This is a genomic window from Streptosporangium sp. NPDC049376 (assembly GCF_044466505.1).
Taxonomy (GTDB): Bacteria; Actinomycetota; Actinomycetes; order Streptosporangiales; family Streptosporangiaceae; genus Streptosporangium.
Genome location: NZ_JBITMT010000008.1, coordinates 78,862 through 102,168 on the forward strand (window position 1 = coordinate 78,862; position 23,307 = coordinate 102,168).

Below are 23,307 nucleotides of genomic sequence, written 5' to 3' on the forward strand. Positions count from 1 at the left end.
CTATTTCCGGACTCATGGTGGAAGGTAGCGTCGGTCCGGGGTCCGCGCCGACATGGCCCGTTCGGCCGTCCCACAGGCTCGGCCCCTGCCGGGGGCCCCGCCCGCACAGGAGGAACGATGACGGATGACCGGACGGCCGTCGTGCCGCAGGGGATCGACGAACGAAGCCTCGCCGCGCTGCTGACGCGGGAGCGCGCCGCCTGGATCGAGGGCAGGCCGAGGTCGGCGGCGCTGTACGAGCGCGCCCGCGCCTCGCAGTTGCACGGCACACCGCAGCACTGGATCAGGCAGTTCCCGCCGCCGGTGCCGCTGACGGTCGAGCGGGCCACCGGCGCCCGCCTGCACGACGTCGACGGGCACGACTACGCCGACTTCGGCCTGGCGGGCACGGCGGCGCTGTGGGGGCACGACCACCCCGCGATCGTCGCGGCGCTGCGTGACCAGCTCGGCCGGGGCAGCGTGACCCTGTGGCCGAACGAGGACCACGTGTGGGTGGCCGAGGAGCTGCGGAACCGTTTCGGCCTGCCGTGCTGGCAGTTCGCCGTCTCGGCCACCGACGCGAACCGGTTCGCGCTGCTGCTGGCCAGGGTGGCCACGGGGCGGGAGCGGATCCTGATGTTCAACCGGGCCTACCACGGCGCGGTCGAGCAGACCTACGCCGTGCTGACCGAGGAGGGCGTCACGCCGCTGCCCGGCGTCGACACGGGCGGCGTGGACGTGCGGCGGACCACGAAGGTGGTCGAGTTCAACGACCTCGACGCGCTGGAACGGGAGCTCGCGCCACGGGACGTCGCCGCGGTGATCGCCGAACCGGTGATGACCAACGGCGGCGCGGTGATCCACCCCGACCCCGGATTCCACGCGGGCCTGCGTGAGATCACCCGCCGTACGGGGACCCTGCTGCTCATCGACGAGACCCAGACGATCCCGGCCGGTCCGGGCGGCTGCGTCCGTGAGTTCGGCCTGGAACCGGACCTCGTCACCATGGGCAAGTGGATCGCCGGGGGCGTCCCCGCGGGCGTGTACGGCATGTCCGAGGAGGTCGCCGCGGCGGCGGCGCGCTACACCCAAGACGGCGACGGCGGTCTCGGCAGCACGCTGGCGAGCGGCCCGCTCGCGGTCAGGGCCATGCGGGCGGTGCTCGAAGAGGTCATGACGGAGCGTACGTACGCGCACATGAACCGTCTCGCCGACCGTTACGGCCGCGGGATCGAGGAGGTCGTCGCGGCGCACCGCCTGCCCTGGCACGTCGGCCGCCTCGGGGGCCGCGTCATGTACGCCTTCACCCCGCAGCCGCCGCGCAACGCCGGGCAGCCCTATCCCCGGAGTGCCTCGCTGCGTGAGGCGCTGTGGCTGTACCTGGCCAACCGGGGGATCGCGCTCGACGGGATGAGTGGCGCGGCGCTGTTCTCGCCGCTGTCGGAGGAGTCCGACGTCGACCGGCACAACGAGCTGTTCGCCAAGGTGATCGCCGAGCTCGTGGGGTAACGAGGGCGATGACGGAGCCCGGCGGGTTCACCGAGGCCACCGAGACCGTCGGGCCATCGAGGCCGCTGTGGTCGTCAAGGCCGGGGTGGGCCCGCCGGCGCACGGCCGCCGTCCGGTGACGAACACCGCACGACGGGGACCCGGACGGCGCGGGCCCCAAGCCGAAACATTTCCTTAATACGGGTTCTTCGGGGAAGTCGTGCCGGGAAAGGTTTTTGCCTGGTTCGCGGTCGTCGTGTCACATGACCGGGTGCCGGAAGCGCTTTTTGGAACCGTGCTCCCCCGCTTCCTTCCCGCCCCGTCCTGGCCGGTGGGAGGATCTTCTGTGTACCCTTCGGCGCGGTGCGGGACAGAGAAAGCAGAGGCCGGAAACGGCCCGAATTGATGGCTTGAGCGAGCTTTTCTGTACTTTTGTCCGGCCCAAAAATTGCCGTATGGAACTTTAGCGACACCGCTGTGTCGCCTCGGGAGGTTAATGTTTTCCACAAAAACATCCTTGTCGGGAAAACCATTCAGTGAGAGCTTGGGAAAACGGCTCGTCGTCCACTTCGAGAGGTGTTTCCCGGCCATGGTTGATGACGTCAACGACCTCGCGGACTCCGCGGACCTGCCCGCGCTCCCCTTCGCGCGGAGTAACCCTCTTGACCTGCCGCAGACCTACCACGCGTTGCTCAACGACGAACCGGTGGCCAGGGTGCGTACCCAGGCGGGCGACGTCGCCTGGCTGGTGACCGGCTACGAGGAGGCCAGGGAGGCCTTCGCCGAGCGACGCCTGGGCCGCTCGACCCCCACCCCGGAGCGGGTGTCCAGGATCTCCAACTCGGTGCTGCTGGGCGGCCCGCGCAGCGACACCATCGAGGTCGAGAAGGTCAAGCACGAGCGGATGCGCCGCCTGTTCGCCCCAGCCTTCTCCGCCCGCAGGATGAGCGCCCTCACGCCGCGCATCAGGGAGTTCGTCGACACGCTCCTCGACGACATGGCCGAGCACGGCCCCCCGGCCGACCTGCGGGAGCGCATCTCCCTCCCGCTTCCCGTGCTGGTGATCTGCGAGCTGCTCGGCGTGCCGTACGCCGACCGCGGCTACTTCAGGAAGCTGGCCGAGACGGTGGGCAACCTGAGCGACCCGCGCCGGGCCCAGGACGCGATGGACGCGCTGAGCGAGTACACCAGGAAGATCGTCATCGACAAGCGGGAGAATCCCGGCGAGGACGTCTTCTCCGACCTGGCCAGGGCGGATGTGTCGGACGAGGAGGTCGCCATGCTCTCCGCCGGGCTGCTGTTCGCGGGCCACGAGACGACCATCAACCAGATCGACTACGGCGTGCTCCTGCTGCTGTCCAACCCGGAGCAGCGCGACGCCCTGGTCGCCACCCCGGAGATGATCGACAGGGCGGTCGAGGAGATCCTGCGGATCGCGGCCCCGAGCAACCACGGCCTGCCCCGCTACGCGCACGAGGACGTGACGATCGGCGGTGTGACGATCGAGCGCGGCGACGCGGTGATCATCGCCATGACGGCGGCCAACCGGGACGAGCGGGCCTTCACCGAACCCAACCGCTTCGACATCGGGCGCGCCCCCGGCAGTCAGCACCTCGGGTTCGGCTACGCGATCCACTACTGCATCGGGGCGAGCTTGGCCAGGATCGAGATGCGCGAGATGATCGGCGGCCTGTTCCGCCGCTTCCCCACGCTCGCCCTGACCGTGCCGCCCGAGGAGCTGACCGAGCAGAGCGACTCGCTCACCGGAGGGGTCGACCGCATCCCGGTCACCTGGTGATCCCGGCGCCGTCCCTCGCCGGAGGGCGGGAATGGCGGCGCAGCAGCAGCATCGCCGCGTCGTCCTGCAACGGCCCGCCGACGTGGTCGAGCAGGTCGGCGCGCAGTTCCTCAAGCGCGGCCTGGGGGTCGGAGCCGCCGAGCACCCCCGCGCGGTCGAGGAGGGGGTAGAAGGCGCCGGAGGCGTCACGGGCCTCGATGACGCCGTCGGTGTACAGCAGGATCTGGTCGCCGGTCCCGAACGGCACCCGGTAGGGGGCGGGGACGGCGGGCCCGAGGGAGACGAGGCCGAGCGGGGGGATCTCCTCCTCCGGCTCGGCCAGCAGGATCCGGCCGTCGCTGCGCATGATCAGGGGCGGCGGGTGGCCGAAGTTCAGCAGGGAGATCTCCTCCTCGTGCACCTGGGCGAGGATGGCGGTGACGAACCTCTCGCCTCCCAGGTGACGGGCGAGGCTGTTTTCGAGCCGGTCGCCGATGCCCGGCAGGTCGGGTTCGTCGTAGGCCGCCTCGCGGAACGCGCCGAGCGTCCAGGCGGCGGTCTCGACCGCCTGCAGCCCCTTGCCCTGCACGTCGCCGATGAGCAGGCGCACCCCCTGCGGTGTGGTGACGACCTCGTAGAGGTCCCCGCCGATGCGGGCCTCGGCCGCGGCCGAGGTGTAGGACAGGGCGATGCGCAGGTCGCCCGCCCGGCGCGGCACCGGGCGCAACAGCACGTGCTGGGCCGTCTCGGCGACCATCCGCACGTTGGCCAGTTCGCGCTCGCGGCGGATGCGCAGGTGGGCGGCCAGCATGCTGGCACCGGTCACCGCGGTGATCGTCGCGATCGTGAGGTTGTTCTGCCGGTTGAACAGCACGCCGCTGTAGGCCGAGAGCGGCAGGCAGATGGCCAGCGCCAGCGCGCCGACGAGTACGGTCCGCCGTACGCCGCCGGACACCGAGGCGAAGGTCGGCCCGAGGGTCAGCAGCGGCAGGAAGCCGAGCCTCGGACCGGCGAGCATGTCGGTCAGGCCGACGGCGCCCATCACCGCGAACGGAAGGATCTTGAGTACCGCCTGTGATCTGCGATGGATCTCCGGCGCCGGGGAGTGCAGGGCTGGCCTCCAGGAATCGTGGAACAGAACGCCTGCTGCTCATGGTGCCGAGAGAGCATCACGATCAGCTGGCAAGATTGCTCAATCAGGGTTCGTTCCTGTCCCGTGGGTGAGAACAGGGCACTGATAAAGTCGTCCCCGGTGAGCCGGGAAGCCTGGTCGGCGCTGTCATGCCGTATGGCCTGGAAGGTGCTCGCCGATGTCTCCGTCCCCGCCCGCCGGGCTTCTGACCCGCCCGGGGAACCACCGCCCGCCCGGCGGAGGACCCACGTCACCGGAACCAGTGCCGCGGGTCGCCGCGGCGAGGAGGACTCTCCGATGCGCGCACGCGACCTGCTGACCGCCTTTCCCACGGTCACCCTTGAGACCCCGGTCGCCGAGGCGGCCCGGCTGCTGGCCGACCAGGGACTGCCCGGCCTGATCGTCGTCGACGGCGACGGCCTGCCCATCAGCATCCTGCCCGGCACGCAGGTGCTGCGCCTGGCCGTGCCCGGCTACTGCCAGGACGACCCGGCGCTGGCCCGGGTGGTCGACGAGGCGCACGCCGACGGCTTCCTGCGGGCGGTCGCCGGACGGACGGTACGTGAGGCGATGCCCCGCGAACGCAGGGAACTGCCGGTCACCGACCCGGACGCGACGGTGCTTGAGGTCGCCGCCCTCATGGCGCGCACCCACAGCCCGCTGGCCGCGGTCGTCGACGACGGCCGCCTGGTGGGCGCGGTCACCCTGCGGACGCTGCTCGACCGGGTCCTGGCCGCGTGAGCGCCCTCGCCTGGCTTTCGGTCGCGGTCTTCCTCGGCGCCTACGCGCTGATCGCCACCGAACGGGTGCACCGGGTCGCCGCCGCCCTCGGCGGTGCCGGGATCATGCTGCTGATCCACGCGACCGACGCCGAGGCCGCGTTCTTCTCCCAGCACACCGGCGTCGACTGGAACGTCGTCTTCCTGCTGCTGGGCATGATGGTCATCGTCGGAGTGCTCAAGCAGACCGGCGTCTTCGAGTACCTCGCGATCTGGGCCGCCAAACGGGCCAGGGGCAGGCCGTACCGGCTGATGGTGCTGCTGGTCGTCATCACCGCCCTGGCCTCCGCCCTGCTGGACAACGTCACCACCGTGCTGCTCATCGCCCCGGTGACGTTCCTGGTGTGCGAACGGCTGGCCGTACCGGTGGCGCCGTTCCTGATCGCCGAGGCGATGGCCTCGAACATCGGCGGCACCGCCACCCTGGTCGGCGACCCGCCCAACATCATCATCGCCAGCCGGGGCGGCCTGACCTTCAACGACTTCCTGGTCCACCTGGCGCCGCTGATCGTGCTGCTGATGGTGGTCTTCGTGGTGCTGTGCCGGTTCCTGTTCCGCGGGGCGTTCGCGCACGACCCGGCGCGGGCGGCCGACGTGATGGCACTCGACGAACGTGAGGCGATCACCGACCGCAGGCTGCTGTGGCAGAGCCTGGTCGTGCTTGCCCTGGTCCTGGTGGCCTTCGTGCTCCACCCCGTCCTGCACTACGAGCCGTCCGTCGTGGCGATCCTGGGGGCGGGTTTCCTGGTGGCCGCGACCAGGGTCACCGCGGAGGAGGCCATCTCCGAGGTGGAGTGGCCGACCCTGACCTTCTTCGCCGGGCTGTTCGTCATGGTCGGAGCGCTGGTCGAGACCGGCGTCATCGAACAGGTCTCCCGTGCCGCCGTCGAGGCGACCCAGGGGCGGCTCGGGGTGGCCGCCACGGGCCTGCTGTGGGGGTCGGCCGGGATCTCGGCGATCGTCGACAACATCCCGTACGTGGCCACGATGAGCCCCATCGTGGCCGACCTGGTGAACGCGGCCGGAGGCGGTGAGCACGCCAGGGTGCTGTGGTGGGCGCTCGCGCTCGGCGCCGACCTGGGGGGCAACGCCACCGCCGTCGGCGCCGCGGCCAACGTCGTCGTGCTCGGCATCGCCGCCCGCAACGGCACCCCGATCAGCTTCTGGGGTTTCACGAGGTACGGTCTCGTCGTCACGCTCGTCACCGTCGCCGTGGCCACGCCGTACCTGTGGGTGCGATACCTGCTCTAGCGGCGTCTGACCAGCAGCCACAGCAGGTACGGCGCGCCGACGACACCGGTCACGACACCCGCGGGCAGCGGCACGCCGGGCACCGCGAACTGGGCGACCAGGTCGGAGGCGAGCAGCAGCGCGGCCCCGGCCAACGCGGACGGCAGCAGGGCGACGGAGCCCGTCCGGACGACGCGGCGCGCCACCGGGGCGCTGACCAGCGCGACGAACGGCACCGGCCCCACGACGGCGACGGCCGTGGCGGCCAGGGCGGCGGCGAGCCCGAGCACCAGCGTCCGGACGCGCCCGACCCGCTCGCCGAGCGCCGTCGCCGGGTCGTCGCCCAGTTCGAGGACGGGCAGCCCGCGCCCCGCGGCCAGCGCGGCGGGCACCAGCACCACCCCGCAGGCCGCCAGCGTCAGCGAGGTGTCCCAGCCCGCCCTGCCCAGGCTGCCGTTGATCCACACCAGCGCCTCCTGGGTGTCGCGCACGTCGCCGCTGGTGAGCACGTACGAGACGACGGCCGTGCACAGGGCGGAGACGCCGATGCCGACGATGACGAGGCGGTGACCGGCGCGCCGCCAGGACAGCAGGTAGACGGCGGCGGTCGCGACCAGGGCGCCGCCGAGCACGACACCGGTCAGCGACAGGCCGCTCAGCCCGAAGGCGATGAGCCCGAGAATCCCGGCCGCACCCGCGCTCTGCGTGACACCGATGACGTCCGGGCTGGCCAGGGGGTTGCGCAGGATCGACTGGAGCAGCGCGCCGGACAGGCCCAGGCACGCCCCGGCCAGCAGCGCGGTGAGCATGCGCGGCATGCGCAGTTCCATGATGACGAACCCGGTCATCGGGTCCGCGCGGCCGAGGACGGCGCCGAGGACCTCCTGCGGGCTGACCGACGCCTTGCCGAGCGCGAGCCCGCACACGGCCAGCGCGGCGATCCCGGCCGCGAGCACGGCGGTGACCCAGGCCTCGCGCAGCCGGGCCCGCCTGCGCAGCCTGCCGGTCGGTGATCCGGTGACGGTCATCGGCGTCCCCTCCCGCGCGGCCGTACCAGGGCGATGAGCAGCGGGGCGCCGACCGCCGCGACCACCACGCCCACCTGGAGCTCGCCGGGCCGCGCGACGATCCGGCCCAGCACGTCGCAGCCGATGAGCAGGATCGGGCCGGAGAGCGCCGCGTACGGGACCATCCAGCGGTGGTCGGGTCCCGCGAGCCTGCGTGAGGTGTGCGCGACGATCAGCCCGGCGAAGGCGACGGGCCCGGCGGCGGCGGTGGCCGAGCCGCACAGCAGCACCACCGTCAGCGTGGCGAGCGCCCGGGTGAGCCCGACCCGCTGGCCCAGGCCACGGGCGGTGTCCTCGCCCAGGGCCAGGCCGTTGAGCGGCCTGCTGACCGCGACGGCGAGGACGAGCCCGGCGGCGATGCCGGGCAGTGTCTGCCACAACACCGGGAACCCCCGGGCGGCCAGCGCGCCGACCTGCCAGAAGCGCATCTGGTCGAGGGCGGAGCGGTCGGTGAGCAGCACCGCGGTGACCAGCGAGGTGAGCGCCGCGGTGACCGCGGCCCCGGCGAGTACCAGGGTGACCGGGCCGGCACCGCCGCGTCTCCCCGCCCCGGCGACGCCGTACACGAAGGCGGTCACCACCGCGGCCCCGGCGAAGGCGAACCAGATCCTGCCGCCGTCCTGGACGCCGAGGACGCTGACGGCGACGACGACGGCCAGGGAGGCGCCGGAACTGACGCCGAGCAGGCCGGGGTCGGCCATCGGGTTGCGGGTCAGCCCCTGGACGACCACCCCGGCCACGGCCAGGCCCAGCCCGGCCACCACCCCGACGAGGGTCCGGGGCAGCCGCTTCTCGACGATCACCAGGTGGTGCGGGTCCGCCGGGTCGTAGTGGGTGAGCGCCTGCCACACCGTGCGCGGCGGCAGGGCGTTGGCGCCGACGGCGAGGCTGAACGCGCACACCGCGACCAGCGCGACGGCGAGCAGGAGCAGACCGGCGACCAGGGGGCCGGTCCGGCGCCGGGACGCGGGACCGGCAGGGACCGCGGGTCCCCGGGCGTCCCGGGGCGCGGACAGGACGGGCACGTACGGATCTCCAGAGGGCTACGCGCCGGCCTTCGCGGCGGCGGCGGCGAGCTGCGGGACGTACCGGTCGAGCATCCAGGGGATGGACAGCACCGTCGGTGCGCTGCTGGCCATCACGAACGACTCACCCACGATGGGCGCGAAGCGCTTGTCCCTGACGTTGGGCATGGCCGAGATGACCGGGTCGGCGACGAACCTGTCGGCCTCCTTCTGGGAGCCGAAGTACATCACCAGGACGTCGGCCTCGATCTTGCCGACGTTCTCGTAGCTGACGTTGTAGAAGTAGGAGCCCGCCTTGGGGTCGGCGTCGAGCGCGGCGACGCTGGGGCTCCCGGTCATGCCGAGGTCGCCGAGCAGCGCCACCCGGGGGTCGCTGGCCCGGTAGACGTTGAGCTGGTCGGCCTCGTTGGCGGCGCCGTACAGGAAGGACCTGCCCTTCAGGACCGGGTTGGCCGCGGCGAGGGAGGCGACGTAGGCGGCGGTCCTCTCCTTCAGGGCCGTGGCCTCGGCGCTGCGGCCGAGGGCCTTGCCGATGATCTCGACCTGGTCCTGCCAGGGCAGCGCCCAGGGCTTCTCCGGGTAGGCGACGACCGGGGCGATCCTGCTGAGCTTGGCGAACTCCTCCTTGGTGATGCCCGAGTAGGGGGCGAGGATGACGTCGGGGCGGACTTCGACGATCTCCTCGAACGGCACCTCACCGCTGTCGGAGCTGAGCAGGACCGGGGTGGCACCGCCCAGCTCCTTGATCTTGTCCGCGTCCCAGGGGAACACGCCGTCGGCGTCCCCGCCGTAGGTGTTCCTGGGCATCGCGACCGGGACCACGCCGAGGGCGAGCACGGCGTCCTGGCTCGACCAGCCCCAGGTGACCACGCGCTCCGGCCTCTTGGTGATCACGGCGTCGCCGAGCGCGCTGGGGATGGTGACGGGGAAGGCGTCGCCGGAGGGCACGGCGGGGGAGGCGGCCTGGCCCGGAGAGGACCGCGCCCCGGGTTCGGCGGGGGAGGCGGAGCACCCGGCGAGCGCGAGGGCGGTCAGGGTGACCAGCGCGGCCAGTGCGGTCCTGGATCGCGACCGTACGGCGGTGAGCATGCGATCTCCAAATGACGGAGGGAGATTTAGGTAAGCCTTACCTTATAAGCACCTTCCGTCACTCTGTCACCGGGGGTGGGGGAACGGTGACAGGTGGATCACTCCGCCGTGGCGCGGGTGTCGGACCAGGCCTCCCACAGGGCGGCGTAGCGCCCTCCCACGGCCAGCAGCTCCTCGTGCGTGCCGCTCTCCGCCACGCGCCCGTCCTCCATGACGACGATCCGGTCCGCCGTCGCGGCCTGGGTCAGCCGGTGCGCGACCACCAGGGCGGTACGGCCCTCGGCGGCGCGGGCGGCGGCCCGTTCGAGCGCGCGGGCGCCCGCGCTGCCCGCCTCGGCCGTCGCCTCGTCGAGCACCGCGACCTCCGGGTCGGCCAGTACCAGCCGGGCCAGCGCGAGCTGCTGCACCTGGGCGGCGGTGAGCCGGTGCCCGGCCTCGCCGACGACCGTGTCAAGCCCGTCGGGCAGTGCGCGTGCCCACTCCAGCGCGCCGACCAGGGCGAGCGCGGAGCACAGCTCCTCCTCGTCCGCCTCCGGCCTGGCCAGCCGCAGGTCCTCGGCCAGCGGCCCGGCGAACACGTGCGACTCCTGCGTGACCAGCACCACCGCGCGCCGCGCGCCCGGCCGGGCGGCGGGCAGCCGTACGGTCCCGGACGAGGGGCGCTGGACGCCCGCGACGATCCTGGCGAGCGTCGACTTGCCCGCCCCGCTCGCGCCGACCAGGGCGACCTGCTCACAGGGGCGCAGGACGAGGTCCACCCCGCGCAGCACCGGTCGTCCCGCCTCGTAGGCGTGCCCGGCGTCGGTCACGGTGACCGTCCGCGGCTCCGTGCCCGGTTCCCGCCCGGCCTCCGGCTCCGTCTCGGGTTCCGGGGGAAGCGTGGCGACCCCCGCCAGACGCGCCAGCCCGGCCAGGGCCGACTGCGCGTCGTCGAGCAGCACGAGCGCGTTGTTGATCGGGCCGAACAGACTGTGGAAGTACAGCGCGGCGGCGGTCGCGGTGCCGATGGACGCCGAGCCATCCTGAACCAGGAGGAACCCGGCGAACAGTACCGCGGCCAGCCCGATGTACTCGGCGATGTGCAGCCGGCTGTAGAAGCCCACCACGAGCCTGACCCCGCGCATCGTCAGCTCGATCGCCGCCCGCGAGGCGTTCGCGACCCGCCCGGCGTGTTCCTCCTCCATCCGGAAGGCCCGTACGGTCTCCGCGCCGCCGATCGTGTCGAGCAGACGCTGCTGTATCGCCCCGGCCGCGACGCGCTGGCGGGCGTAGAGCGGCACCGCGTTGCGCACGTACCAGCGGGCGGTGTGCGCCTGGACCGGCACCGCGAGCAGCGCGGCGACCAGGAAGCGCCAGTCGAGCAGCGCCATGGCGCCGAGCGTCAGCACGATGGCCAGCAGGGAGCGGGCCAGTTCGGGCAGGGCGTTGCGCACCGACTCGGCCACCCGGGACACGTCACCGGTGACCCGGGCCGTCAGGTCGCCGGAGCCCGCCCGTTCGACCCGCTCCTGCGGCAGCAGCAGCGCGCGCTCGACGAACCGCTCCCGCAGCGCGGCCAGCATGGTCTCGCCGAGCCGCGAGACCAGCGTCAGCCCCAGCGCCGTCGCGCCGCCCTGCAGGAGCGCGACGAGCACCAGCAGCACGGCGGGACCGGTCAGCTCCGTGGCGGGACGGCCCTCGGCGACCAGGTCGACGATGTGCCCGAGGAGCGGCTGGGGGAGCAGCCCGAACGCGGTCGCGCCGACCATCACGGCGAACCCGGCGGTGGCGAGCCCGCGGCGCGGCCGCAGCAGCTCCCACACGAGGGCGCGGGTCCGCGCCGGGGAGGCCGTCGGCAGCGCTCCCTCGGGCGGCGCCGTCTCCGGCTCCCTCCCGCGGTCCCGGGTCACGTCAGCACCGCCGAGCGGTAGGTCTCGTTGCGGCGGGCGAGTTCGGTGTGCGGCCCGGTCTCCACGATCCGGCCGCCGTCCAGCAGCACCACCCGGTCGGCGACCGTGAGCAGCGCCGGGCTGGTGGTGACCATGATCGTGGTACGGCCCCGGCGCAGCTCGCGTATCCCGGCGGCGATCCTGGCCTCGGTGACCGTGTCGACCGCCGTCGTCGGGTCGTGGACCACCAGCACCGGCCGGTCGGCGGCCAGCGCCCTGGCCAGGGCGACCCGCTGCCGCTGCCCGCCGGAGAGCGACCGGCCGCGCTCGGCGACCGCCGTCTCCTGCCCGTACGGCAGGGCGCGGGCGACCTCGTCGGCTCCGGCCGCGGCCATCACCCGCCCCAGGTCGGCGTCCTGTTCGGCGACGGCTCCGACGTTGCCGAGCAGTGTGCCCTCGAACAGGTCGGCGTCGTGCGCGGCGACCAGGACGGCGGAGCGCAGGTCACCGGGGTCGAGGTCACGCAGGCTGACCCCGTCGAGCTCGACCGTCCCGGTCTCCGGGTCGGCCCGCCGGTCCAGGCAGCGCAGCAACGCGAGAGCGTCCGCCGGGTCGGTCGCGGCGACACCGAGCAGTTCGCCGGGCGCGACCTCCAGGTCGATCCCGCGCAGCCCGGCGTGCCCGACCGCGCGCAGGCTGAGGCCGCCCCGGAGGTCACGCGGCAGCCGTACGGCGCCGGGGGTGACGGCGGGCGGTGTGGCCAGCACCTCGGCGATCCTGGTGGCAGAGGCCCTGGCCTGGGCGAAGGCGGTGTTGACCCGGGCCAGCGACTGCAACGGCCCGATCAGGAACAGCGCGAGCCCGACCGCGGAGATCAGGTCGCCCAGACTGATCCGCCCGCCGGCGGCCAGCCGCCCGCCGGACAGCCCGACGACCGCGATGAGGCAGCCGGTCAACGCCAGGACCACGCCGTTCTGCAGCGCCTCCGCCCTGGCCGCGCGCATCGTCGCCGCCAGGGAGTCGCGGCTGGTCGCGCGGTACCTGTCCAGGGCGGCCCGTTCCGCGCCGATGCCCTTGAGCACCCGCAGCCCGGCGACCAGGTCGGCGGCCACGCCGGAGGCGCGCGCGGCCCGGTCCTGCTCGGTGGCGCTGCGCCGTTCGAGCGGCCTGCTCAGCAGGTGACCGAGCCACAGCAGCGCCGGGGCGCCTGCCAGCACGACCAGGCCGAGCGGGACCGAGATCCACAGCAGCACGGCGGCCCCGGCCAGCAGCCCGGTGAACGTGGCGGCGGCGCCGGGGATCGCGTTGGCCAGCGCGCCGACCCGCCTGGCGTCCTCGGTGGCGATTCCGGCGAGCGCGCCGGGAAGCCGCCCGGACTCGGCGCCGCCGCCGGGATGCAGGACCCGGCCGACGACCTCGGCGCGCAGGGTGTGCGCGATCTCCTCCATGGCGCGGTCGGAGGCGCGGGCGCCGAACCGGTAGCTGAAGGACAGCACGAGATAGACGACCGCCAGGACCGCGAGCCAGCGCAGCAGGGCGCCGAGGTCACCCGCGACGACACCCTGGTCCACGGCCAGGCCGATCAGCACCGGAACCGTGGCCTCTCCCGCCTGGTGCCCGGCGCGCAGCACGGACCCGGCCAGGACCAGGCGTCGCCGCCCGCCGAGCGCCCGGCGCAGAACCACCTGTCCCGGCGACCTCGACCGGCTCACCCGCGCCTCCCGACGTCATGATTAGGGAAGGCTAGCCTATTGTGCGGGTAATGTCCGTTTTGAGTCAGCGATGTCGGTCAGGTGTGTCATTCAGCGCCTTCACCATCCGGTCGAGGGCGGCCTCCCACTGAGCCTCGTCCCTGGCGTAGCAGATCCGGAACCGCCCGACCCCCGACGGCCCGAACTGGTAGCCGGGACTCACCACGACCCCCGCCTCCCGCTGCAGGAGACGGGCCACCGCCACGTCGCTGAGGCCGAGCGCCGAGACGTCGGGCCACAGGTAGGCCGTGCCCGCGCCGGGCCGTACGACCAGGCCGTCGACCTGACGCAGCCGCTCGACGGTCAGGTCGCGGATCACGCGCAGCTCCTCGACCCGGCGCCGCACGAACTCCCGGTCGTCGACCAGCCAGCGGGTGAGCAGCTGCTGGGCGTAGGCGGGGGCGCGCAGGCAGGTCATCGCCATCACCTGCTCGATCGCGTCCACGATCTCCGGGGGCGCGACGACGACCCCGATCCGGTAACCGCTGAGCGACTCGGTCTTCGACCCGCCGAGCATGGTCACCGTCCGCTCCGCCATCCCCGGCTGGGCCGCGAGATGGAAGAAGGGGACGTCCGGATAGACCAGCCTGCAGTACAGCTCGTCGACGACCACCAGGAAGTCGTGCCGTACGGCCAGGCGCGCCAGGCCGCGGACCGTCTCCTCGGTGTAGACCGAGCCGGTCGGGTTGTTGGGGTTGGACGTCAGCAGCAGCCTGATCCCGTTCCCGGCCACCTCGTCGAGCGCGTCCAGGTCGAGCTGCGGCCCGTCGGGACCGTCCACCATGCCGACCCGCACCACCCTGGCGCCGAGGAAACGCAGCATCCGCTCGACGAACAGGTACTCCGGGTCGGCGAGCGCCACGGTGTCGCCGTCGTCGACCAGCGCGCTGAGCGTCGTGAACAGGCCGCTCTGGGTCCCGGCGGTCAGCACGAGGTGACGGTCGGGATCGACGTCCACGCCCAGCAGTTCCGCGACGGGACGGGCACAGGCCCGCCGTACCCCGTCGCCGCCCCGGTAGGCGGTGTAGGCCAGTTCACCGTCCCCGGCGGCCAGGGCGAAGGTCTCCAGCGCCCAGTCCGGCGGCGGGAAGCGCACGGTGTCGAAATGGGTCGTGTCGAGCAGTCCGTGCCCGGCGCCGTCCAGCCGCAGGCTGAGATCGGCCTCACGCACGGACGAGCCGATGAGCCGCGCCCGTTCCGGCAGGTGGGTCGCCCGCAGGCGCCGTGACTCCAGCCGTGACCCCGGCTGTGATCGCGGCTGCGGTTCCGGGTTCTGTTCCATGGAATGCCCCGTCGCTCTCATGTGGTTCGCTCCGTTGAAGTCGCCGACGCGTCCCGTCGTGTCGAGGCGGTGGCCGGTGGGTCGTCTCGGAACCGCCGCGGTCAATCAAGTGAACGGGAACCCCCGGGAAACGGGCAAGCGCGGGAATCTGCACCGTCTCTTTTAGCTTTGCTAACGGGCCCCGGCGCGGTCGCCGCCCGGCCCGCTTTTTTAGCGGACGTTAAAACACCGATTTCGAAAACGTTTCTTGTCCGGTCTCCGGGCTTTTTGGCAGACTCTGCGGTCGGCGACGGGACCTCTTCCCGTGGCCGCCGTCCGCCCCGGCAGGGTTCGGGACGGGGCCGGGGCACGTCGCCCACAGTGAGGAGCCGCCATGGAGCCGAGCGACCAGACGTCCAAGGACGCGATCACCCGGGAGGAACACCGGACCGCCTCGCCGCCGGCGCACGGCACCGTACCCGTCCACACCGGACGGGCGCCCTCCCCGGCCGGGCACTACGCCCAGGCCGTACGGGCGGGCGACTTCGTGTACGTCTCCGGCCAGGTACCACGCGCGCCGGACGGCGGTTACACGCCCGCCGACGTGCGCGCCGAGACACTGCTGACCCTGCGCAACCTGGCCGAGATCTCCCACGCGGCGGGCGGCGGCCTCGGGGACGTGGTGAAGGTCACCGCCTACCTGGCGCGGCCCGAGTACTTCGGCGAGTTCAACGCGGCCTACGCCGAGTGTTTCGGCGGCCACCGTCCGGCCCGCACCACGGTGGTCGCGGGGTTGCGCGAGGTGAAGGTCGAGGTGGACGCGGTCCTCCACCTGCCCGCCCCGCCCGCGGAGGGCGACGCTCGACCCCCCGGAGGCCATCGCTGTAAGCTGCCGGACGAGCACGAGCCGTAGGCCGACGGCGTGTCCTGCCGGTCGCGTCCCGCGGACCACGGCGGGAACCACGGCGGGAACGAGGTGACATCCGTGACCAACCTGAGCCTCGCCGGCCTCCGCGCCATCGACGCCCTGGCGACCCACGGGTCGGTGACCGCCGCCGCGGGCGCCCTCGGCTACACCCCCTCGGCCATCTCCCAGCAGATCGCCCGGCTCGAACGCGACGTGCGCCAGGTCCTCATCGACCGCCAGGGACGGCGGATGACCCTGACGGTCGCCGGTCGCATCCTCGCCGAGGCCGCCGGTCGCATCGTGATCGAGCTGGAGAGCATGAACGCCGAGCTGCAGGCGCAGACGGAGACGGTCACCGGCCCGCTGCGCGTCGCGGCCTTCCCCACCGCGGCGCGGGGGGTGATCCCGGCGGCGATGCGGGAGCTCGGGCAGACCTGGCCGTCGCTGGAACCGCAGCTCGTCGAGGTCGACTCCCACCGGGCGGTGGAACTCGTGGCCAAGGGCACCGTCGATCTCGCCGTGGCCCACGACTGGGCCGCGATGCCACTCGAACTGCCCGAGGGGCTGCACTCCCGCCACCTGGGCGACGACGTCTCCGACGTGCTCGTCTCCCACACCCACCCGCTGGCCCGCCGGGCCTCGGTCGAGTTCGACGACCTGCGGGAGGAGAGCTGGCTCTACGAGCCGGGGTCCGTGGCCCACGACTTCCTGCTCAACGCCTACCGCGACGCGCCGGGTACGGCCCGCTTCACCCACATGGTCAGCGAGTACGCCAGCCAGATCGAGATGGTCGGCGCGGGTCTCGGCGTGGCCCTGGTCCCCAGGATGGGCCGGGGGCCGCTGCCCGCGACCGTCCGCGCGCTGCCCGTCAGCTCGGCCCCGCTGCGCCGCGTCTACGGCGTGTGGCGGACCGCGACCGGGCGGCGGCCGGCCCTCACCGCCGCGCTCGGTGTGCTGGAAACGGTCTGCGCACGGCTCGGGCGGCACTGACCGGCCCGGTTCTCACCGGGCGGGCAGCGGAGAGTCCGGGCCGGTCAGCCACCGCTCGACCGCCTCGCTCATCCGCCCGCCCACGTCGAGCGCCGCGGCCTTTGCGGCCACCGGGTTGGTGCCCGCGGCCTGGGAGAGGATCACCCCGAGCACCAGGCGTCCCCGCACCCGGGAGGCCCAGACCAGGTTGCCTCCGGCGGCGGTGCCAGAGCCGGTCTTGACGCCGATGACGCCGTGCCTGTTCAGCAGCGTGTTCGTGTTGGCCAGCCTGAGGGCGTCCCCGGGGACGACGGTCTCGGCCCGTGAGACCACCTCACGGAAGACCGGGTCGCGCATCGCCTGCATGGCCAGCCTGAGCTGGTCGGAGGCGGTGCTGACGGTGCTGTCCTCGTTGCCGCTGGCGCCGGTGTACGTGGTGGCCTTCATGCCCAGGCGGCGGGCCTCGGCGTTCATCCGCGCGACGAAGCGCTCCTGGGAGCCGGAGTCCCAGCGGGCCAGGAGACGGGCCACGTTGTTGCCCGAGGGCACCAGCATCAGCTCAAGCATGCGGCGCAGCCGTACCCTGCGGCCCTCCCGCAGCGGGACGGTCGACTCCTGCGGCAGGTAGGACTCGTTGGCGGCGGTGTGGTCGACCGTGACCAGCGGGCCGTTCTCGCCGGGCCGCAGCGGGTGGCGGCGCAGGATCACGTAGGCGGTCATCACCTTCGTCACGCTGGCGATGGGTACCGGCCGCCGCCCGCCGCTGAGACCCAGGTTGCCCACCCCCTCGACCTCGACCGTGGCCTGCCCCTCGGCGGGCCATGGCAGCGGCACGCCGGGCACCGTGGCTCCGGAGACGGCCGGTACGGCGCCGCAGCCGCTCAGCAGGACGAACGCCAGGAGATAAGCCAGGACATATCGCATACGTGAAACGGTGTGCCGCTGATGTCTCCGGCCCGTCGCCGTCGTGTCTTCACCGTGGCTTAATCGTGTATCAGCCGTGTATCAGGCAGGGAGCCTGAGGGTGGCGACGGCGCCGCCCTCGGGGGCGTTGGCCAGGGTCAGGCCGGCGCCGATGACGTGTGCCTGGCCGAGCGCGATCGTGAGCCCCAGACCGTGGCCCCGGCCGCGTTCTGCGGCACCGGTGCGAAAGCGCTTCGGCCCGTCGGCCAGGAGCTCGGGCGGGAAACCCGGCCCGTGGTCGCGGACCTCGACCACGTTGTCCCCGACGGTGATCTCGACCGGCGGGCCGCCGTGACGGTGGGCGTTGAGGACGAGGTTGGCCAGGATGCGGTCCAGGCGGCGCGGGTCGGTCTCGGCCACCGGATCCCCCAAGACGGTCACCGCCACCTCGACCCCGACGCGGGCCGCCGACCGTCGCGCCAGCTCGGCCAGCGGCACCCGGACCCGCTCGGCCACCTCGGCGCCCGCGTCCAGTCTGGAGACCTCCAGCAGGTCCTCGACCAGCGAGCGCAGCACCCCGACCCGGTCACGCACCAGGTCGGCCGCCTCCCCCTCGTCGAGCAGCCCGGCCACGGTGACCAGACCCATCAGCGGGGTGCGCAGGTCGTGGGCGACGTCGGCGGTGAAGCGCTGCTCGGCCAGCAGCCGGTACTGCAGACTCGCTGCCATGGAGTCGACGGCCACGGAGATGTCGGCGATCTCGTCACGCCCGAGCCCGCGCCCCGGGGCGGCGACACGGGCGTTCAGGTCGCCGTCGGCGATCCTGCGGGCGGTGGCGGCGACCCGTCTCAGCCGCCGGTTGGTCAGCTCGGCCAGGCCGACCGAGACCGGGACCACGACCGCGAGCGCGATCAGCGCGGCCTGGACCATGGCACGGTCCAGGGCGTGCAACCTCACCCTCTCCGAGCCCATCTCCAGCCGGGAGAAGGCCACCAGATCCCCGTCGATCCGCTGCGCGGCCCACATCCACGGCCGCGTCGGCCTGCCGTCGTCATACCAGGCGGCGGCCTCGTCGCCGGTCAGCAGAGCCCGCAGGGATTCGGGCAGCTCGCCGAGCCGCCCGATCCGCCCGATCCAGGCGGCGGGATCCTCGGCGGGAGCGTTCGCACGGTAACCCTCGACGGCCTTGTGGACCGACTCCACCGCCCGCTCCTTGGCCTGCCCCATCGTGCGGTCGAAGGTCGTCCGGTGGACCAGCACCCCGACCACGGCGGTCACCGCGCAGCAGGCCAGCGTGATCAGCGCCGCCACCTTCCAGCGCAGCGAGGGCTTCATGCCTTGCGCAGCTTGTAACCGAACCCGCGCACGGTCTCGATCCGGTCAGCGCCGATCTTCTTGCGCAGCCGCTGCACGCACAGGTCGACGACCCGGCTGTCGCCGTCCCAGCCGTAGTCCCACACGTCGCGCAGCAGGGTGGCGCGTTCGAGCACGATCCCCGGATTGGCCGCGAACTCCAGCAGCAGCCGCAACTCGGTCGGCGCCAGCGCCACAGGCCGCCCGCCGAGCCGTACCTCAAGGGCGGCCGGATCGACGGTCAGCTCGCCGAACCTCAGCACGCCGGGCTGGGAGACCGGGGCGGTGGTACGGCGCAGCAGCGATCTGATCCTGGCCACCAGCACCGGGATGTCGACCGGTTTGACCACGTAGTCGTCGGCCCCGGCCTCCAGCCCGGAGACCACGTCGGGGGAGTCGCCGCGCGCCGACATCATCAGGATCGGCACCTGGCTGGTCTCCCTGACCCTGCGGCACAGGCCGATGCCGTCGAGCCCGGGGAGCATCACGTCGAGCACCAGCAGGTCGTGGTCACCGGCCAGGAAGGACTCCAGGCCGCCCAGGCCGTCCGAGGCGGTGGCCATGCGGTAGCCGTACCGCTCAAGGGCCATCGAGACGCCTCTGCGGATCACGTCGTCGTCCTCGACGAGCAGGATGGAGGTCACGATGTACCTTATGCGCCCCGGACCGCCCTGTTCACCGCCGCAGCGGGTCGCGGTCGGGGAGGCCTGCCGACGCTGCTCGGCGGGCCGGCGACGCCAGTGTGCGCTGGATGATGAAGTACTCGGCCACGACCACGTTGACCAGGATGGACGCCCAGCCACTGGCGTCGTAGATCTCGTCGAACGGCAACGAGACGAACGACTGCTTCAGCTGCAGGCCGACGGCCAGATAGACGCGCAGGGAGACGGCGGCGAAGGTCAGGGCGTAGTTACGGATCATCCAGATCCGATGCAGCTGTACGTCGCCGCGGCGAATGCTCCGGTACGCCTCGGCCAGCGTGTACAGCCAGGCCACGACGAGCAGGTAGAACGCGACCTGGATCGAGAAGCCGCTGAGTGAGAACGTCGCGGCGAACGCCGCCGCGCCGGAGGCGATCAGGACGGAGATCATGTAGACCCGGCCCATCACCCGGTGCAGCCCGGGCCTGCGGACGCGCGGCCAGGTCATGAACTGCAGGGGGCCGATGATCAGAGCAAGACCGCCGGGAACGGCGTGCACGGCGAGGGATAGGTAGTGCAGCGCCACGTTCGGGTCGATCGGCACGCTGCTGTCGGCAGGGTTCCCCGACAGGTAAGGGGGCACCGCGTAGGCGGTGATGCCGATCGCGGACACGGCCATCAGCCCCCACAGTGCCCACCACCGGCGGCGGCTGGTCCTGGGGGCGGGCGAGGCGGTCATAGGGGTACTCCAATACCGGTGGACGAGTGGGCCTGCCGACGGGGTTCGGGTCCGGCCGGACGGATATCGCGTTGAGGACGGCGCCGCCGCCCGGATGCCTCTTCGGCGGAGCGCTCCACCACATGTCCGGCACCGCAGGGGCGGCGGATCCCGGCGTCCCGGGTCGGTGCCGGTCACCACCCCTCCTGTGGGCTGGGCCGTTTCCCGTGGGCGTTCATCACGCTAGTGAGCGGAAAGAGAATTTGGCAGTGTTAGATTTTCCGAACGGGGCGCGGTTTCCTTGGAGCCGTGAAGGGGATGCCGTACGGTCACCGCATGACATCCGACGAAGCGGCTACCGACGTACCGCCACTGCGCCGGCGGCGCCGGGCCGTCGCCGTCCAGGAGATCGTGACCGCCGCCGAGCGCCACCTCACCGAACACGGGCCCGCCGCGATGTCCCTGCGAGCGGTCGCCCGAAGTCTCGGAATGACCGTGCAGGCGCTCTACCACTACTTCCCGAGCCGGGACCACCTCGTCACGACACTCATCGCCAAGGCGTACGACGACCTCGCCGACGCCGTGCAGGGTGCCGTCGACGCCGCCCCGGACAGGACGACGGTGCCGCGTGCGGTGCTGGCCGCCGAGGGCTACCGGCGCTGGGCCATGGTCAATCCCGAGCGGTTCCAGCTCATCTACGGAACGCCGCTGCGGCACTACGAGGCGCCTGCCGAGGGGCCGACCACCCAGGCCGTCCGTCGGATGAGCGCCATATTCATGCGTGAACTGTTCGGTGAGTTCTCCACGGAGCAACTGGCCGCGGCCGACACCCCGGAACTCTCACCTTCGTTCAGGGCGCACCTGGAACACCTGCCCCCGGACGGCCTCGGAGCCCTGCCGCCCCCCGCGGTGTCCCTCTTCCTGGACGCGTGGGGGCGCATGCACGGTCTCGTGGCCCTGGAGGTGTTCGGGCACACCACGTTCATCGGCGCCCACCAGGCCGAGGTCTTCCACGTGGCGATGCGGAACATGTGCAGAGACGTTCACCGCCGGATTCCGGCGGACCGGGCCGGTCTTCGAGAAGCGGGAGACGCACGGCAGGCTTCGAGGCCCTGAGCCACTCGTGAAGTGGCGTCGTGGTTGCGATCATTTACCCCAGGCGTGTTCCCGGTGGCGGGCCGCCGTCCGAAGTGTGACCAGACCTGAGGCGGTTGCTTGAGCATGGTGATCGAATCCGATGACGAGCGGTCAGGGGCGAGCGGGACGCGCAACGAGCTTTCCGGCCAGGTCGGGGGCAACGTCGTGCAGGCCGGAGTCATCCAGCACCTCACGTTCGCGGCCCAGGAGCCGCCCGTCGCCGAGATTCCCCGGCAGCTGCCTCCCGAGCCGCGCGACTTCGTCAACAGGGTCAGGGAACTGGACGAGCTGGACCGGCTTCTCGACGAGGGCGGTGACGGTTCCGCGCCCCTGGTGGCCGTCGTGAACGGCCTCGGCGGGGTGGGCAAGAGCGCGCTGAGCCGCCGCTGGGCGCACCGGGTGCGTGAGCGGTTCACCGACGGTCAGCTCTACGCCAGCCTGGGCGACCTGCGTCACGGGGGCGGGGTCGCGGTGAGCGACGTGCTCGGCGGTTTCCTGCGAGCCCTGGGCGTCCGCGAGGCGGGCATCCCCGCCGACCCGTCCGAGCGGGCGGCCCTGTTCCGCTCCAGGACCGCCGACCTGCGGCTTCTCATCCTGCTCGACGACGTCGAACACGCCGCCCAGGTGACGCCGGTGCTTCCGGCGTCCGGGAGCGGCGTCGTCGTGGTGACCAGCCACAGCAGACTCGGCGAACTGGTCGTCACCGGCGCGGTCCCGGTCCCGCTCGCACCACTCGACGAGGAGCAGGGGGTACGGTTGCTCGCGGGCGTGCTCGGTGAGGAGCGCGTCCACGCGGAACCGCAGGCCGCCGGGGAGCTGGCGCGGCTGTGCGGAGGGCTGCCGGTCGCGCTGCGGGTGGCCGCCGCCCGCCTGGCGCAGCGGCGCGGACGGCCGATCGCCAGGCTGGTGACGGAGCTGACCGACGAGCGCCGCAGGCTGGAACGACTGGCGGTCGGGGGGAAGACGATCGTGGAGGCGGTGTTCGAGACGGCGTGCCGGGCGCTGCCGCCCGGGGCGGGACGGCTCTACCGGCTGCTTGGCGCGGTCCCGGTCGCCGACCTCTCGGTCCAGGCCGTGCAGGTCGTGGCGGGAACGGGGGAGCGGGAGACGGAGGAGTCGCTGGAACTGCTCCTTGAGGCCAATCTCCTTGAGGAGACCGCGCAGGAGCGTTACCGGTTCCACGACCTGGTCAGGCTGCACGCGGCCCGGCTCGCCGAGCGGGAGGAGGCCCCCGGGGAGCGGGAGGCGGCGCTCGGCCGGATGGCCCGCTGGTACCGGGCGTGCGCCATGGCGGCCGACCGGGCGGTCACGAGGTCCCGGCTGCGTCTGGCCCCCGCCCCCGAGCCGGTCGAGCCCGAGGTGACGTTCTCCTCGGCGCGGCAGGCCTTGGACTGGCTGGACGGTGAGCGCGGCAACATGCTCGCCGTCCTCCGCCTCGCGGAGCGGGCCGGATGGGACGACGTCGTCTGGCAGACGGTCGAGGCGCTGTGGGTGCTGCACCACAGCCGCAAGCACTACGCCGACTGGATCGAGGCGGGCAGGCTGGGCACTCTGGCCGCGGGCCGCCTCGGGAACCGGGCCGCGGAGGCCCGCATGCGCAACCAGACGGCCAGGGCGTTCGTCGAGCTCGGCGAGCTCGGGCCCGCGGACGAGGAACTGCGCCTGGCCAGGTCCCTGGCCGTGGAGTCCGGCGACCGGCGGCTTGAGGCGGCGGTGCTTGAGTCACTCGGCCAGGTCGAGCTGGCCCGAGGGGCCTTCGACGCCGCGATCGGGCACTTCACCGAGGCCCTGGTCGTCAACGAGGCGCTGGGCAGGACCCGGGGCGCGGGGCTGCAGTCCTACCATCTCGGCCTGACCCACACCGCGGCGGGCCGCCCCCGGGAGGCGTTCGAGGCGTTCGAGCGGGCCAGGGGGCTGATCGGGGCCGAGGACGAGACCAGCCAGGCGAAGATCGACATCGAGCTGGGACTCGTCCACCGGATGCTCGGCAGGCCGGAGGAGATCGTAGGGAGGGTGACGGAGGCGGCGCGCACCATGCGGGCCAGGGGAGTCCCCCTCAAGGAGGCCAGGGCCTGGGAGATCCTGGCCGGCCTCACCGCCGACCTGGGAGACGAGCGGGGCTCGGAGGAGCACCTGCGCCGGGCGATCGCCGTCTACCTCGACCTGGGGAAGACGGCGAAGGCCGACGAACTGGGCGGACGCCTGCCCCCTCCGGCCCCGGAGGACTCCTGAC

The 23,307-nt window shown here is 72.7% G+C and carries 19 protein-coding genes; 8 read left to right on the plus strand and 11 right to left on the minus strand.

Going from position 1 to position 23,307, the window contains the following annotated elements:
- Positions 1–117 precede the first annotated feature (117 nt).
- A complete protein-coding gene (locus tag ACIBVQ_RS21340; RefSeq protein ID WP_362776293.1) occupies positions 118–1,488 on the plus strand; it encodes a transaminase in 1,371 nt (456 codons plus the stop codon).
- A 568-nt stretch (positions 1,489–2,056) separates the two neighbouring features.
- A complete protein-coding gene (locus ACIBVQ_RS21345) occupies positions 2,057–3,265 on the plus strand; it encodes a cytochrome P450 (RefSeq protein ID WP_386194580.1) in 1,209 nt (402 codons plus the stop codon).
- Here the strand turns inward: ACIBVQ_RS21345 and ACIBVQ_RS21350 are convergent.
- A complete protein-coding gene (locus tag ACIBVQ_RS21350) occupies positions 3,255–4,286 on the minus strand; it encodes a PP2C family protein-serine/threonine phosphatase (RefSeq protein WP_362914711.1) in 1,032 nt (343 codons plus the stop codon). The two genes, ACIBVQ_RS21345 and ACIBVQ_RS21350, sit on opposite strands and share 11 nt — an antisense overlap.
- A gap of 387 nt (positions 4,287–4,673) precedes the next feature.
- Here ACIBVQ_RS21350 and ACIBVQ_RS21355 point away from each other — a divergent pair, with 387 nt between their 5' ends.
- Both ACIBVQ_RS21355 and ACIBVQ_RS21360 read left to right on the plus strand, forming a co-directional pair.
- The gene (locus ACIBVQ_RS21355; protein WP_352011806.1) at positions 4,674–5,117 is read left to right on the plus strand and encodes a CBS domain-containing protein; all 444 of its coding nucleotides are present in this window, start codon (positions 4,674–4,676) and stop codon (positions 5,115–5,117) included.
- Positions 5,114–6,406, plus strand: coding sequence for an ArsB/NhaD family transporter (locus ACIBVQ_RS21360; RefSeq protein ID WP_352011807.1), 1,293 nt, complete (start codon positions 5,114–5,116; stop codon positions 6,404–6,406). Before ACIBVQ_RS21355 ends, ACIBVQ_RS21360 begins: the two co-directional genes overlap by 4 nt.
- Here the strand turns inward: ACIBVQ_RS21360 and ACIBVQ_RS21365 are convergent.
- From ACIBVQ_RS21365 to ACIBVQ_RS21390, 6 genes are all read right to left on the minus strand, one after another.
- Positions 6,403–7,413, minus strand: coding sequence for an iron chelate uptake ABC transporter family permease subunit (locus ACIBVQ_RS21365; RefSeq protein WP_352011808.1), 1,011 nt, complete (start codon positions 7,411–7,413; stop codon positions 6,403–6,405). The two genes, ACIBVQ_RS21360 and ACIBVQ_RS21365, sit on opposite strands and share 4 nt — an antisense overlap.
- On the minus strand, positions 7,410–8,477 hold the full coding sequence (locus tag ACIBVQ_RS21370; RefSeq protein ID WP_399179384.1) for a FecCD family ABC transporter permease: 1,068 nt from the start codon (positions 8,475–8,477) through the stop codon (positions 7,410–7,412). The genes ACIBVQ_RS21365 and ACIBVQ_RS21370 overlap by 4 nt, the downstream gene beginning before the upstream one ends.
- A gap of 18 nt (positions 8,478–8,495) precedes the next feature.
- The gene (locus ACIBVQ_RS21375) at positions 8,496–9,566 is read right to left on the minus strand and encodes an ABC transporter substrate-binding protein (protein ID WP_399179386.1); all 1,071 of its coding nucleotides are present in this window, start codon (positions 9,564–9,566) and stop codon (positions 8,496–8,498) included.
- Positions 9,567–9,664: 98 nt separating this feature from the next.
- Positions 9,665–11,455: an ABC transporter ATP-binding protein gene (locus ACIBVQ_RS21380; RefSeq protein WP_399179388.1), complete on the minus strand. Its 1,791-nt coding sequence runs from the start codon at positions 11,453–11,455 to the stop codon at positions 9,665–9,667.
- A complete protein-coding gene (locus tag ACIBVQ_RS21385; RefSeq protein WP_399179390.1) occupies positions 11,452–13,146 on the minus strand; it encodes an ABC transporter ATP-binding protein in 1,695 nt (564 codons plus the stop codon). The genes ACIBVQ_RS21380 and ACIBVQ_RS21385 overlap by 4 nt, the downstream gene beginning before the upstream one ends.
- 64 nt (positions 13,147–13,210) lie before the next feature.
- Positions 13,211–14,467 (minus strand): pyridoxal phosphate-dependent aminotransferase, encoded by a 1,257-nt coding sequence (locus ACIBVQ_RS21390; protein ID WP_399179392.1) that lies wholly within the window; start codon positions 14,465–14,467, stop codon positions 13,211–13,213.
- 373 nt (positions 14,468–14,840) lie between these two features.
- On the opposite strand from ACIBVQ_RS21390, the gene ACIBVQ_RS21395 reads away from it, so the two are divergent.
- Both ACIBVQ_RS21395 and ACIBVQ_RS21400 read left to right on the plus strand, forming a co-directional pair.
- Entirely contained in the window at positions 14,841–15,359 is a 519-nt protein-coding gene (locus ACIBVQ_RS21395) for a Rid family hydrolase (RefSeq protein ID WP_362914700.1), read from the plus strand.
- Between the two features lie 72 nt (positions 15,360–15,431).
- Positions 15,432–16,343, plus strand: coding sequence for a LysR family transcriptional regulator (locus ACIBVQ_RS21400; protein WP_352011815.1), 912 nt, complete (start codon positions 15,432–15,434; stop codon positions 16,341–16,343).
- 12 nt (positions 16,344–16,355) lie between these two features.
- Here ACIBVQ_RS21400 and ACIBVQ_RS21405 read toward each other — a convergent pair whose 3' ends face one another.
- The 4 genes from ACIBVQ_RS21405 to ACIBVQ_RS21420 all read right to left on the minus strand — a co-directional run bounded on the left by ACIBVQ_RS21405 (position 16,356) and on the right by ACIBVQ_RS21420 (position 19,958).
- Positions 16,356–17,246: a D-alanyl-D-alanine carboxypeptidase family protein gene (locus ACIBVQ_RS21405; protein WP_399179395.1), complete on the minus strand. Its 891-nt coding sequence runs from the start codon at positions 17,244–17,246 to the stop codon at positions 16,356–16,358.
- Between the two features lie 81 nt (positions 17,247–17,327).
- Positions 17,328–18,560, minus strand: a complete 1,233-nt coding sequence (locus ACIBVQ_RS21410) for a sensor histidine kinase (protein WP_399179397.1) — start codon at positions 18,558–18,560, stop codon at positions 17,328–17,330.
- Positions 18,557–19,222, minus strand: coding sequence for a two-component system response regulator CseB (gene cseB, locus ACIBVQ_RS21415; protein ID WP_362776271.1), 666 nt, complete (start codon positions 19,220–19,222; stop codon positions 18,557–18,559). Before cseB ends, ACIBVQ_RS21410 begins: the two co-directional genes overlap by 4 nt.
- Positions 19,223–19,253: 31 nt before the next feature.
- Positions 19,254–19,958 carry a DUF2306 domain-containing protein gene (locus tag ACIBVQ_RS21420; RefSeq protein WP_362914694.1) on the minus strand — a complete coding sequence of 235 codons (705 nt, stop codon included), beginning with the start codon at positions 19,956–19,958 and terminating at the stop codon, positions 19,254–19,256.
- Between the two features lie 315 nt (positions 19,959–20,273).
- Here ACIBVQ_RS21420 and ACIBVQ_RS21425 point away from each other — a divergent pair, with 315 nt between their 5' ends.
- Entirely contained in the window at positions 20,274–21,053 is a 780-nt protein-coding gene (locus ACIBVQ_RS21425) for a TetR/AcrR family transcriptional regulator (RefSeq protein WP_352011820.1), read from the plus strand.
- Positions 21,054–21,158: 105 nt separating this feature from the next.
- Positions 21,159–23,306: an NB-ARC domain-containing protein gene (locus ACIBVQ_RS21430; protein ID WP_399179400.1), complete on the plus strand. Its 2,148-nt coding sequence runs from the start codon at positions 21,159–21,161 to the stop codon at positions 23,304–23,306.
- Position 23,307: the final 1 nt, after the last annotated feature.